The organism is Rudaea sp. (genome assembly GCF_036560865.1).
In the GTDB taxonomy this organism is placed as follows: Bacteria; Pseudomonadota; Gammaproteobacteria; order Xanthomonadales; family Rhodanobacteraceae; genus Rudaea.
On sequence record NZ_DATBQK010000134.1, the window covers coordinates 1 to 12366 of the forward strand.

Annotated in this window: 13 protein-coding genes; 9 read left to right on the forward strand and 4 right to left on the reverse strand. The window is 61.0% G+C overall.

The genetic code is table 11. The features are described 5' to 3' along the window. The 3 genes from VIE67_RS13145 to lysS form a co-directional block, all read left to right on the forward strand. On the forward strand, positions 1 to 1237 hold a 1237-nt coding region (locus VIE67_RS13145; protein ID WP_332026898.1), incomplete at its 5' end, for a DHHA1 domain-containing protein. Between the two features lie 55 nt (positions 1238 to 1292). After that, a protein-coding gene (gene prfB / locus VIE67_RS13150; protein WP_332026899.1) for a peptide chain release factor 2 occupies positions 1293 to 2418 on the forward strand; the annotation gives its coding sequence in 2 pieces (ribosomal slippage) (positions 1293 to 1367 and positions 1369 to 2418; 1125 coding nt in all). Between the two features lie 97 nt (positions 2419 to 2515). Continuing rightward, positions 2516 to 4030, forward strand: a complete 1515-nt coding sequence (gene lysS, locus VIE67_RS13155) for a lysine--tRNA ligase (protein ID WP_332026900.1) — start codon at positions 2516 to 2518, stop codon at positions 4028 to 4030. Between the two features lie 80 nt (positions 4031 to 4110). Here the strand turns inward: lysS and VIE67_RS13160 are convergent, their stop codons facing one another. Continuing rightward, positions 4111 to 4632 (reverse strand): hypothetical protein, encoded by a 522-nt coding sequence (locus VIE67_RS13160; protein WP_332026901.1) that lies wholly within the window; start codon positions 4630 to 4632, stop codon positions 4111 to 4113. Between the two features lie 35 nt (positions 4633 to 4667). Next, complete coding sequence (locus VIE67_RS13165) at positions 4668 to 5645, reverse strand: MBL fold metallo-hydrolase (RefSeq protein WP_332026902.1); 978 nt, start codon at positions 5643 to 5645, stop codon at positions 4668 to 4670. Positions 5646 to 5845: 200 nt separating this feature from the next. Between VIE67_RS13165 and VIE67_RS13170 the strand changes: the two genes are divergently transcribed. Further along, positions 5846 to 7429, forward strand: a complete 1584-nt coding sequence (locus tag VIE67_RS13170; RefSeq protein ID WP_332026903.1) for a S10 family peptidase — start codon at positions 5846 to 5848, stop codon at positions 7427 to 7429. Between the two features lie 59 nt (positions 7430 to 7488). Here VIE67_RS13170 and VIE67_RS13175 read toward each other — a convergent pair whose 3' ends face one another. After that, a complete protein-coding gene (locus tag VIE67_RS13175) occupies positions 7489 to 8418 on the reverse strand; it encodes a CorA family divalent cation transporter (RefSeq protein ID WP_332026904.1) in 930 nt (309 codons plus the stop codon). A gap of 81 nt (positions 8419 to 8499) precedes the next feature. On the opposite strand from VIE67_RS13175, the gene VIE67_RS13180 reads away from it, so the two are divergent. The 3 genes from VIE67_RS13180 (at position 8500) to VIE67_RS13190 (ending at position 10145) form a co-directional block, all read left to right on the forward strand. Beyond that, positions 8500 to 9108 (forward strand): rhomboid family intramembrane serine protease, encoded by a 609-nt coding sequence (locus VIE67_RS13180; RefSeq protein WP_332026905.1) that lies wholly within the window; start codon positions 8500 to 8502, stop codon positions 9106 to 9108. 25 nt (positions 9109 to 9133) lie between these two features. Further along, on the forward strand, positions 9134 to 9688 hold the full coding sequence (locus VIE67_RS13185; protein ID WP_332026906.1) for an NADPH-dependent FMN reductase: 555 nt from the start codon (positions 9134 to 9136) through the stop codon (positions 9686 to 9688). Between the two features lie 82 nt (positions 9689 to 9770). Further along, positions 9771 to 10145 carry a hypothetical protein gene (locus tag VIE67_RS13190; protein WP_332026907.1) on the forward strand — a complete coding sequence of 125 codons (375 nt, stop codon included), beginning with the start codon at positions 9771 to 9773 and terminating at the stop codon, positions 10143 to 10145. Positions 10146 to 10254: 109 nt separating this feature from the next. Here VIE67_RS13190 and VIE67_RS13195 read toward each other — a convergent pair whose 3' ends face one another. Then, the gene (locus VIE67_RS13195) at positions 10255 to 10572 is read right to left on the reverse strand and encodes a hypothetical protein (protein ID WP_332026908.1); all 318 of its coding nucleotides are present in this window, start codon (positions 10570 to 10572) and stop codon (positions 10255 to 10257) included. Between the two features lie 107 nt (positions 10573 to 10679). Between VIE67_RS13195 and VIE67_RS13200 the strand changes: the two genes are divergently transcribed. Beyond that, positions 10680 to 11900: a winged helix-turn-helix domain-containing protein gene (locus VIE67_RS13200; RefSeq protein ID WP_332026909.1), complete on the forward strand. Its 1221-nt coding sequence runs from the start codon at positions 10680 to 10682 to the stop codon at positions 11898 to 11900. A gap of 90 nt (positions 11901 to 11990) precedes the next feature. After that, positions 11991 to 12366 (forward strand): NYN domain-containing protein (locus tag VIE67_RS13205; RefSeq protein WP_332026910.1); only part of this gene is annotated, 376 nt, incomplete at its 3' end.

The window sequence follows — 12366 nt, forward strand, 5'->3', positions numbered from 1 at the left end:
CAAGGCGTTGGCCGGCGTCGGTGTGATGTTTTATCTATTGCTTGCGCTGCGTGCGCATTTGCGCGAGTCAGGTTGGTATTCCGAGCGTGGGATCGGTGAGCCAGACCTGTCGTGTCTGCTCGACCTGGTTGCGCTCGGCACGGTGGCCGATCTGGTGCCGCTGGACCGCAATAACCGCACCCTGGTCGAAGCCGGCTTGAAGCGCATCCGCAGCGGCCGCGCGTGTGCGGGCATCGTCGCCTTGCTCGCAAGCGGCAAGCGTGACCCTGCGCGTGCGATCGCCAGCGATCTGGGTTTCGTCGTCGGACCGCGCATCAATGCCGCGGGCCGGCTCGACGACATTCGTTTGGGCATCGAATGCCTGCTCAGCGACGCCCCTGCGCGGGCGCGTACGTTGGCCGATGCGCTGTCCGCGATCAATAACCAGCGCCGCGAACTGCAATCGGGGATGGTCGATCAGGCGGAAGCTTCGGTGCAGAAGTGGATTGCGCAGCACTCGGCGGAGTCGCTGCCCGTCGGCCTGGTGCTGTTCGAGCCCGCTTGGCACCACGGCGTCGTCGGTCTGGTCGCGTCGAAGCTCAAGGAGACGCTGAACCGTCCGGTGATCGCCTGCGCACCGGCGGGCGAGGGCAAAATTGAAGAGTGCGTGCATGGACGCACGCTTTGTGATCTTTGCGATCAGGATGACCGCAAGGACACAGTAAGGGCGTCAGGACGTTCGATTGCGGGTTTCCATCTGCGCGACGCGCTGGTCGAAATCGATGCGCGCGTTCCCGGTCTGCTGTTGCGCTATGGCGGCCATGCAATGGCGGCTGGCATGACTCTGCGTCGCGCCGATATCGCGCGCCTGGCGATCGAGTTCGATGCCGTCGCGTGCGCGCATCTTGCGCGCGAACAGCTCGATGCGATTTTGTATACCGACGGCGAGCTGGATGCCGCGGACCTCACCCTCGATCTGGCGCGCCAGCTGCGCTATGCCGGTCCGTGGGGGCAGGCGTTCGCCGAACCGTTGTTCGATGGCGTGTTCGCGGTCGAATCGTGGCGCAGCGTCGGCGAGAATCATTGGCGCTTGAAATTGCGCAGCGAAGACTCTGCGCAGGTGCTCGACGCGATCCAGTTCAACGTTGGGGTTGGCGCGCCGCCGCCACGCATACGTGCCGTGTTTCAGCTCGATGTGAACGACTGGAATGGCGCGGAATCGCTGCAGTTGCTGATCCGTCATCTCGAATCCGTCTGATACGCGGGCCGGTGTATTTGCTAGAATCATGGGCTGTGCAGCAGCGTTTTTTATCATGATCGAAACCAATCCGATTCACGCACGCATCGCGGACTTTCAGGCCCGCGTCGCGTCGCTTAGGGGGTATCTTTGACTACGAGACGAAGTCCGAGCGTCTCGAAGAAGTCGGCCGCGAGCTCGAAAATCCCAACATCTGGGACCATCCGGAGCGCGCGCAGCAGCTGGGCAAGGAGCGCGCGACGCTCGACAAGATCGTCAACGGCATCCATGCCTTGACCGAAGGCCTGAGCGGCGCTGAAGAGCTGCTGCAACTCGCCGAAGCCGAAAACGACGAGGGCACCGCGCTGGCAGTGTCAGCCGACGTGGATACGCTTGCGCAGAAGGTCGAGGCGCTCGAGTTCCAGCGCATGTTTTCCGGCAAGATGGATTCGCACAACGCCTTCGTCGATGTGCAGGCCGGCGCAGGCGGCACCGAGGCGCAGGACTGGGCGGAAATGCTGCTGCGCATGTATCTGCGCTGGTGCGAGCACAGGGGCTGGAAAACCGAATTGCTGGAAGTCTCCGCAGGCGATGTGGCCGGAATCAAGAGCGCGACGTTCCGCGTCGAGGGCGAGTACGCCTACGGCTGGCTGAAGACCGAGATCGGCGTGCATCGTCTGGTGCGCAAGTCGCCGTTTGATTCCGACAACCGCCGGCACACGTCGTTTTCGTCGATTTTCGTTGCACCCGAAGTCGACGACGATATCGACATCGAGATCAATCCCGCCGATTTGAGAACGGACGTCTATCGCTCGTCAGGTGCAGGCGGTCAGCACGTCAACAAGACCGAGTCGGCGGTGCGTATCACGCATGTGCCGACCAATACCGTTGTCGCCTGCCAGACCGAACGTTCGCAGCACGCCAACCGCGACCGTGCGATGAAGATGTTGAAAGCCAAGCTCTACGAATTGGAAATCCAGAAGCGCAATACCGAAAAGGCCGCGCTTGAGGCGACCAAGTCCGATATCGGCTGGGGCAGCCAGATCCGCAACTACGTGCTCGATCAATCGCGCATCAAGGATTTGCGTACCGGTATCGAGCGTACCGATACACAGAAGGTGCTCGACGGCGATCTGGACGGGTTTATCGAGGCCAGCCTGAAATCCGGGCTGGAAGCGGGTGCGAAGCGCGTGGATGCATGAGAACGGGCAGACGGACAGACGGACAGACGGAGAAACCGAGGCTCTTCCGTTTCCTCGTCTGCCCGTCTATTCGTCTCCCCGCATATTGGACAACACCATGAGTGAAAACGAAGCATCAAGTGCCACCACATCGCAAGACGAAAACAAGCTGATCGCCGAGCGGCGTGAGAAATTGCGTGCGCTGCGCGCGCAGGGTATCGCTTTTCCGAACGATTTCGTTCCGGACGCGTTCGCCGGCGATCTGCAGCAGGAGTTCGAAGGCAAGGATGCGGCCGAGATAGAAGCGGTTGCGCGGCGCGTGAAAGTCGCGGGGCGGATGATGCTCAAGCGCGGCCAGGGCAAGGTCAGCTTCGTGCAGATTCAGGACATGAGCGGGCGCATCCAGCTTTTCGTGCAAGCCAACGCACTCGGCGACACCTACGAGGCGTTCAAGTCCTGGGATGTCGGCGACATCGTCGGTGCCGAAGGGCCACTGATGCGCACCAAGACCGGCGAACTTTCGGTAAAAGTGGAAACGTTGCGCCTGCTGACCAAATCCCTGCGCCCATTGCCGGACAAATGGCACGGCATGGCCGACATCGAGCAGCGCTATCGGCAGCGCTATGTCGATCTCATCGTCACGCCCGAATCGCGGCGCGTGTTCGAGTTGCGCTCACGCATCGTGCGGCATATCCGCAATTTTCTCGATGCACGGCGCTTCCTCGAAGTCGAGACGCCAATGATGCACATCATCCCGGGCGGCGCGACCGCACGGCCGTTCGTGACGCATCACAACGCGCTCGATCTGGATCTGTATCTGCGCGTCGCGCCGGAGTTGTATTTGAAGCGGCTCACGGTCGGCGGTTTCGAGCGTGTCTATGAGATCAACCGCAATTTCCGCAACGAGGGCGTGTCGACGCGACACAATCCCGAGTTCACCATGCTCGAGCTGTATCAGGCCTATGTCACCTACAACGAGATCATGGACTTGACCGAAGCGATGGTGCGCGGCGCGGCCGCCGATGTGGTCGGGCGCACCGCATTGACCTGGGAGGGTCGCGAGATCGATGTCGGTCCGGCCTTCAAGCGCTGGAAGATGGAAGACGCGGTGCTCGAACACAACTCGCAGATCGCGCGCGGCGACTTGCGCGATCGCGCCAAGCTAGCGGCACATGCGCAGGCACTTGGCGTCCACGTCAAGGCCGAATACGGCTGGGGCAAGATCCTGCTCGAAATTTTCGAGAAAACCGTCGAAAGCACGCTTATCCAGCCGACCTACATCACGACGTATCCGACCGAGGTGTCGCCGCTGTCGCGTGCGAACGATACCGATGCGGGTGTGACCGACCGCTTCGAACTGTTCATCGGCGGCAAGGAAATCGCCAATGGCTTTTCCGAACTCAACGATCCCGAAGATCAGGCCGAACGCTTCCGCGCGCAGGTCAACGCCAAGGATTCCGGCGACGACGAAGCGATGCATTTCGACGCCGACTATATCCGGGCCCTCGAAGTCGGCCTGCCGCCGACCGGCGGGCTCGGCGTCGGCATCGATCGGCTGGTGATGCTGCTTGCCGATGTGCCATCGATCCGCGATGTGCTGCTGTTTCCGTATATGCGGCCTGAAGCAATCTGATTCCGCCGGGAGGCGTCAATGGGCAAGCGTGATCCACGAGTCGACGCGTGTGCGTCTGCCGACGCTTCAGCCACGGCGAATCATTTCACTTCCTTCCGATACAACCCGTCGAACGACGTCGTCCAGGTCTTGCCGCTGTCGTCGGATTGTTCCCAGTGCTGGCGCACGCTGCCGTCGGCGTTGGGCGTCCAGGTGATGCGCTGCAATTGGGGCTTCCCGGTTTTCGGATTGGTCTGCGTACCGCTGAGCATCATCCTGCCGTGATCGATGCCGCCTGCCAGCCAGAGTGTCGGACCGCCGGAGTTGTCGATCCAGAATTGCTGCCAGTGTTTCGTGTCGGTATCCCAGGCGTTGTAGCTGACGCCGTTGGAACCCGAGCTGCCTTGCCAGTGCTCGGAAATTCCGCAGCCATCGTTGATCGATTCGATCCGGCTGTGGCCGACCACCTTGTCCTGCGGGTTGCGCACTTCCCAGCGACCGACCCAGAAATCGAATTGATGCTGCTCGACCATGCTCGCCGGGCAACCGAATGTCGGCGGACTCGTCGCAGCGAAGGGGGTCGAGGAAGCGGCCAGGATCGCGAAAATCAAAAGTGCACGCATTAGTGTCTCTCCAAGGGTGACGAATCGATTGCCAGTCAGGAAGCAGGTGAGGGCGCGGCGCCGCAAAGCTTGTCGAGCTTCGCCTTGGGCGCACGCAGCGAATTGTCGAGGTAGTAATCGACCAGTGATTTGACGAAACGCGGATCGGTGTTGCCGAGCAGCGGCTTTGCATCGGCGATCCAGCCATCGATGCAAATGCCTTTTTCTTTGCTGCTCGCAGCGCAGGTGTACAGATTGTCGTAAGCCTTGCGATAGGCCTCGAATTGTGCGCGCGACATCGGCGCGCCATGACCGGGAACCAGCGTCTTGAAATCCGCATGCGCAAGATCGTCGAGCGCGATCTTCCAATGCGCGGGGCAGGCCGTGTCGAGAAACGGCACCGGCAGGGTGACCAGATCGCCCGCGGCAAGCGCGCGCGTCTTCGGCTCGAATACCCAGACATCGCCGGCAGTGACCGCATGCGATTCGAGGTGCAGCACGAAGTCACGATCGGCGATGCGCCGCGTCTGGGTCTTGTCGATGATCACGTCGGGATACAGCGCATGGCCCGCGTCGATGATGGCAATTTCATCGCGCCACGGCTGTGTCTTGCTCGCATCCTTGGCTTGCGCGATCGCTTCTTCGAGCTGTTTGCGATAGTTGGCGAGAAAACCGTGCATTGCATCGTTGATCGCGGCGCTCGCGAAAACCTGCACACCGGGATAGTCGGCGCGGATACGTGGGTTGCCGCCGATATGGTCCAGATGCCAATGCGAGTTGATCACTGCCTTGATCGGCAGCTTCGCCTGCTGCGCGTAGGCGAGGATGCGCTGGGCGTGCTCGGCGTGGCGCCCCGTATCCATCACAACCAGACCGGTTGGCGTGCGGAAAATCAGGCTGTTTCCATCCGGCTGCCGATTTGGAACGAACTCCCCGGGAATCAGATCGATGCCCGCTGCGATCGGAACGATCTCCGCAGACATCGCGGTCGAAGCGCACAGCGCCAATGCGCATGCGAGCACCATTTTTTTCATGCACGATTACCCGTTGGCAAGCTGCGCAGCGACAATACCTGCACCGCCGGCGACCTTGAACTGCCGGAAGTCATCGCGCCGGCCGATATCCACCCAACGATTACGAGACCAGTGCGGATATGCATGACTTCTGGGATTGTGCAGCCGGCGCCCGATTCAGCAGAATGGCCGGGTTTTGACTCCATACCGAGGAAGATCCGATGCGTAGCCTGTGTTCCCTGCTTGCCTTGACTGCGGTGTTGGCCTTCAACACCCTTGCGTTCGCTACCGATGACGAGAAGGACGCCAAACCGGAACCGAAAAAGGAAGAGGCCGCCAAGCCCGAGAAGCTCGCGCCGAAGCAGGTAGAGACCGAAGGCAGCGTGAACGTCGAGGGCAAGCGCATCGACTACAAGGCGGTCGCGGGTACGCTCATTCTTGACGACAAGAAAGGCAATGGCACGGCCAGCATTTTCTACGCTGCGTATTTCAAGAAGGGTGTGGAGCCCGCGCGGCGGCCGATTATGTTCATCTACAACGGCGGCCCGGGCTCGGCCACGGTGTGGCTGCACATGGGTGCGTTCGGACCCAAACGCGTGGTAACCGATGACGACCAGCACACGGCGCCCGCGCCGTACGGCTTGGTCAACAACGATTACAGCCTGCTCGACGCGAGCGATCTCGTTTTCATCGACGCGCCGGGCGCGGGCTTCAGCACATTCGCCGACAAGGAAAAAGGGCCGAAGGAATATTTCGGCGTCGATCTGGACGCGCAGGCGTTCGCCCAGTTCATCGGCAAATTCATGTCGAAATACGGGCGCTGGAATTCACCGAAATATCTGTTCGGCGAAAGCTATGGCACGACGCGCTCGGCCCTGCTCGCGAACATCCTGCAGAACGAACAGGCGATCGATCTCAACGGCGTGATCCTGCTCTCGCAGGTGCTCAACATGGCGATGCTGATCGATTTTCCGCAGATCAATCCGGGCGTCGACCTGTCCTACCAACTCGTGCTGCCGAGCTATGCAGCGACGGCGTGGTATCACAAGAAATTGCCGAACCAGCCGGCCGACTTCAAGGCGTTCCTTGCGGAGGTTGAGCAGTTTGCGATGGGCGACTACGCGCAAGCGCTCGCCGCGGGCACCGCGCTCGATCCCGCGCGCAAGCACGCGATTGCGGAAAAACTGCATATGTATACCGGTTTGCCGACCGACTACCTCGAACGCGCCGATCTGCGCGTCAACGGCGGCGAATTCGAGCACACGCTGCAGATCGACCGCGGCCTGACCACGGGGCGTCTGGATTCGCGCTTCTCCGGACCGACGATGGACACGCTCGAGCAGTCCGCCGCCTACGATCCGCAGTCCGCTGCGATTTCCTCGGCCTATGTCGCCGCATTCAACGACTATGTGCGCAAGCAGCTCAAATTCGGCCAGGACCAGACCTACAACCTGTTCGCCGAAGGCACGTTTCCGGGCTGGAAGTTCGAGCACAAACAGCCGGGTGCGCCGTTTCCGATTCCGGGTTTCCCGAATGTGATTCCCGATCTCGCCGCAGCGATGAAGTACAACCCGCGCATGCACGTGATGCTCAATTCAGGCTATTACGATCTCGCCACGCCGTTCTACACGGCCGACTACGAAATGCGTCATCTGCCGATTCCGCAGAGCCTCACGGCCAATATCGAAACGCACTACTACGAGTCCGGGCACATGGTCTACGCGCATCTGCCGTCGTTGAAAGCGCTGCACGACAATGTCGCGAGCTTTATCGACAAGACGAACAACCTGGGTGCGACGAAATAGGTTTAATCGCGGACACTTCAACATCGTCATTCCAGCTTTCGCTGGAATGGCGAGCGCAGCTAGAACCACCTTTTCCATTTGAACCATAGCAGCGGCACGATCACGCTGATCGCGATCATGGTCAGCGCGAACGCATAGCCGTGCGGCCAGTTATATTCGCCGATCGACTTGAAATTCATGCCCCAGATGCCGGCGAGTATCATCGGCGGAATCGTCACGACCGTGATCACGGTCAGCACCTTCATGATGTCGTTCTGGTCGTTGTTGATGAAGCCGAGCACGGCGTCGAGGAGGAACTGCAAGCGGTCGCTCAATTGCTGATCAAACTCGGCCAGCGAGCCGATATCGGCGTGCACGGTCTTGAATTGCCCGTAGTGCTTCTTGTCGATCCATGGCGGCGAGACTTCGCACAGATAGCTGACCACGCGCGACACGCCGAGCATCGCCGCGCGTATCTGGGTGATCTGGCGCTGCAGGCTGCCGACCTTGAACAAGGCGCCGCGCAGCTGGCGGCGCTGGTCGCGACTGTCGGCGAATACCGTACGTGTCAGCTTGGACAGGTCCGATGCGATCGCTTCCATGCGGTCGGCGCCGACGTTGACGATCGCCTCGATGATGCCCACGAAGGTGTCGATGCTATCGTGCGGCGCGCTGTCGCTGCCGGCGACTTCGGCCATATGCTTGAACGCGATCGAGTCCGCATAACGCAGCGACACCAGCAGCTTGGGTGTCAGCACGAAGCCCAACGGGGTCATCGCACCCTGGCCATCTTCGTTGCGCACGAACGCGGGAATGTTCAGGCGCAGGATTTCCTGGTCGGAGCGCAGGCGGCTCGACAACTCGATCGCACTGATCTGATCGCGTGTCGGCAGCCTCGCGCCAAGCGCCGCCGCCGCCTGCTTGCGTTCGTCCTCGCTGGGATCGACCAGATCGATCCAGACTGGCGCGACCTGTGACGCGCTCCGCTTCGATGGGTGACTCGTCAGCACGTTTTTTCCTCTACCATGTGCGTTGCCGGAAAGCATAACCCACCGGCGCCCAGAAATTTTTGAAAAAGCTAACGGACCCCGATGACCACGAATCTGCTTATCATTGCGATCACCTGTGTCGTTTCATTTCTCGGTTTCAGCAACGCGCAGCTGGTGGATCGATTGATCCTGTGGCCACCGGCGGTTGAAAAAGGGCAGTACTACCGGCTGCTCAGCCACGGCCTGATCCACGCCGATACCACGCATCTGTTCTTCAATATGTTTACGTTGTTCTTTTTCGGCCGCTACATGGAGCCGCTGTACGCCGATATTCTCGGCCCGTTCGGCTTCGCGTTGTTCTACGTCAGCGCAATTGTGGTCGCGAGCCTGCCGAGCTATCTTGCCAATCGCGAGAATGCGAGCTACCGCAGTCTGGGTGCGTCAGGCGCCGTGTCGGCCGTGATGTTCGCGTTCATCCTGATCCAGCCGTGGGCCACCATCTACGTCTACGTCGTTCCGGTGCCGGCAATCGTGTACGCCGTGCTTTTCGTTGCCTATTCGTTCTATATGGAACGGCGGCAGACCGACCATATCAACCACAGCGCACACCTGTGGGGTGCGGCTTACGGCATCCTATTCACCATCGTCGCGGAGCCGCGCGTGATCGGCGTGTTTCTCGAACAGATTGTGCATCCGCATTTTGGCCTCTGAGCAGAACCCACCAGGAGATTCCAGCATGAGCAGCAAAGACGTTGCCGTGATCGTCGGCAGCCTGCGCAAGGAAGCGTTCAGCCGCAAGATCGCGCACGCGTTGATCGAGCTTGCGCCCGCGACGCTGAAATTGGAAATTGTGGAAATTGGCGCGTTGCCCCTGTACAACCAGGATCTCGACACCGAGCCGCCCACGGCGTGGGTGCAGTTCCGCGACCGCATGCGACCGACGCAGGCCGTGCTGTTCGTCACCCCCGAATACAACCGCTCGATGCCCGGTGCGCTGAAAAATGCGCTGGATGTCGGCTCGCGCCCGTACGGGCACAGCGTGTGGAACGGCAAGCCCGGCGCCATTGTCAGCTGTGCACCGGGCGCGATCGGCGGCTTCGGCGCCAACCAGCACCTGCGCCAGCCGATGGTGTTTCTGAACGTGCCGCTGATGCAGCAGCCGGAAGCCTATATCGGCGGCGTCAACAAGTTGTTCGATGCGGAGGACAAGCTCGTTCCGGCGACGCGGGAATTCCTCGCCAAGTACATGCAGGCGTTTGCCGTCTGGGTCGAAAAAAATCTCGCAAGTTAAGAACTGTAAAGACAAAAACCGGTCAGCGCCTATTTAGCGGCGAGCGCGTATATTGTCGTCATCGAACAGGCGGGAGAACGCCATGAAACGTGGAACACGAATTATCGGAACGACGTTGTTGTTGGGGGCGCTTACCGCCTTGGGCGGTTGCGTGTATCCACCCGCGTACTATCAGCGGACCGGTGTGGTGTACAACGACGGTGGTCAGTACGGCGGCAATGCCGCGGTTGACGCGTACGACGACGCGGATCCCTACTATGCGCCCGGTTACTACTACAACCCATGGTGGGGTTATGGACCCTACATCGGGCTTGGGCTCGGATTCTACGGCGGAGGCTACTGCTGCGGCGGTCACCACTACCACGGCCCCTGGCGCCACGGCTACGGCGGACACGCGACGGTGCATGGCGGCGTGCATTCGGGGTCTGCGGGCCACCGCGGCGGCGGTCATCACTGACCAAGTCCGCGCGGCGGCTTAACGCAATTGTTTTCCGATCGGACCCTTTGCCCCTTTCCGGGGCAAAGGGTTTTTGCGTGTGCGATATCAACCTAGGCGGGTTTGCGTCTTAGCGCGCATCCCACTTCGCGTACTGCCGTGCAGTAATCTTTTCCCCGCGACCGGCGACATAGTCGAAATCGTTGGCCAGTGGCGGGTAGGCTTCGGCTTCCGCACGGCTGATCACGCCATCGTGGTTCGCGTCGAGCTGGGCGAAACTCGGCTTGGGGCCAAAAGCTTCGTGCGCCGGGTGGGTGGAATAGGCGGTGACTTCGCGGCCCTGTGCGTCGGTGAAATGGGTTTCACCAGTCTTCTGCTGCGCTTGCGCGCCTGCGGCAAAACCCAGGGCCAGCAGGGTGGAAACAGCAACACGAAACAGCGGTTTCATGGGAGTATCTCCAGTGAAGTGATCGGGAATGGACAGCGGATAGATAGACCGGAATTGCCGCGCCAAGTTCTATGCAGAATAACTCTTCGCTAACCGACCGTATCGCTTTGAGTATACAGCAGGCGCGCAACCTGCATCTGGTTGCGCAGGGCCTGCTCCGGCCGCCGCGTGCGCGCGCAAGGCGCACGTCGGTGCTGGCTGCGATCGAGCGCATGCGCCTGCTGCAGATCGATACCATTCACGTCGTTGCGCGCAGCCCGTATCTGGTGCTGTTTTCGCGGCTCGGCGACTATCGGCCCGAGTGGCTCGACCAACTGCTCGCGCGCGGCGCGATCTTCGAATGCTGGGCGCATGAGGCCTGCTTTGCGGCGATGCGCGATCTGCCGCTGCATCGCAATCAGGATGGTCTGCGCGCGAATCATTGGGCGCACAAGCATGCCGCGCGCATGCACCGCGAGCATCGCGCGGAAATGGATCGCCTGCTGGCGCACGTGCGCGAAAACGGCGCAGTGAAAGCCGCCGATTTCGAAAGCACGCGCCAGGGCGGAGCGGGCTGGTGGGGCTGGAAGGGTGAAAAGCGCTGGCTCGAAGCCTGGTTCGTACTCGGCGAGTTCATGGTTGCGCGGCGCGAGAAATTTCAGCGCGTCTATGACTTGCGCGAACGCGTGCTCGCACAGGCCAAGCATGCGGTGCCGGATCACGTCCTGACGAACGCCGAAATCCGCTGTGAATTCGTGCTCGGCGCGGTTGCTGCGTTGGGCATCGCGCAGGCACGCTGGATCGCCGATTATTTCCGCAGCGGGAAAAAATACAAAGATGCCGATATGGACCCGTATGTCGAAGCGGGCGACCTGGTTCGTGTCGAGGTGCGTGGCTGGGAAAATCCCGGCTATGTGCATCGCGATCATGCGTCGCTGCTCGATCGCGCGCAGCGCGGCGGCTTGCGGGCGACGCATACGACCCTGCTGTCGCCCTTCGACCCGGTCGTCTGGGATCGCGAACGCGCCAGCACGATGTTCGGCTTCGACTACACGATCGAGTGTTACGTCCCCGGTCACAAACGCCGTTACGGCTATTACGTGCTGCCGATTCTGCATCGCGGCCGCCTGATCGGCAGGCTCGACGCCAAGGCACACCGTGCCGATGGCATGTTCGAGGTCAAGGCGATTTTCCTTGAGTCGGACATCAAGATCGCGCCGCAGTTGGTCGAGGAAGTCGCGCAGGCGATCCAGCGCGCCGCCGACTGGCACCAGACGCCGCGCGTGGTGGTTCGCAAGAGCGACCCGAAGCAATTCGCCAAGGCGTTGCGCAGCGCGTTGGACCGCTGACCAAAGTTCAACCTATCCGGACACCGGCAAGGTCTTGATCGCAGCAGCGCCCGCGTGCACAGTGCAGCATCCCCGCACGGAGGCTTGACCATGGCCATACAACCCGAAATCCGCAACCTCGCGCTGTTCTGCGATTTCGAGAACGTCGCACTTGGCGTGCGCGAAGCCAAGTACGCGCAATTCGACATCAACAAGGTGCTCGAACGCCTGCTGCTCAAGGGCAGCATTGTCGTCAAGAAAGCGTATTGCGACTGGGAGCGCTACAAGGACTTCCGCTCGGCCATGCACTACGCGTCGTTCGAGCTGATCGAGGTGCCGCACGTCAGCCAGTCAGGCAAGAATTCGGCCGATATCCGCATGGTCGTCGATGCGCTCGACCTGTGCTACACGAAGGCACACGTGGATACCTTTGTCATCCTCAGTGGCGACTCGGATTTTTCGCCGCTGGTCAGCAAGCTGCGCGAGA

Coding starts and splice junctions, on each gene's coding strand:
- lysS (WP_332026900.1), top strand. CDS start 2,516: ATGAGTGAAAACGAAGCATCAAGTGCCACCACATCGCAAGACGAAAAC.
- VIE67_RS13160 (WP_332026901.1), bottom strand. CDS start 4,632: ATGCGTGCACTTTTGATTTTCGCGATCCTGGCCGCTTCCTCGACCCCC.
- VIE67_RS13165 (WP_332026902.1), bottom strand. CDS start 5,645: ATGAAAAAAATGGTGCTCGCATGCGCATTGGCGCTGTGCGCTTCGACC.
- VIE67_RS13170 (WP_332026903.1), top strand. CDS start 5,846: ATGCGTAGCCTGTGTTCCCTGCTTGCCTTGACTGCGGTGTTGGCCTTC.
- VIE67_RS13180 (WP_332026905.1), top strand. CDS start 8,500: ATGACCACGAATCTGCTTATCATTGCGATCACCTGTGTCGTTTCATTT.
- VIE67_RS13185 (WP_332026906.1), top strand. CDS start 9,134: ATGAGCAGCAAAGACGTTGCCGTGATCGTCGGCAGCCTGCGCAAGGAA.
- VIE67_RS13190 (WP_332026907.1), top strand. CDS start 9,771: ATGAAACGTGGAACACGAATTATCGGAACGACGTTGTTGTTGGGGGCG.
- VIE67_RS13195 (WP_332026908.1), bottom strand. CDS start 10,572: ATGAAACCGCTGTTTCGTGTTGCTGTTTCCACCCTGCTGGCCCTGGGT.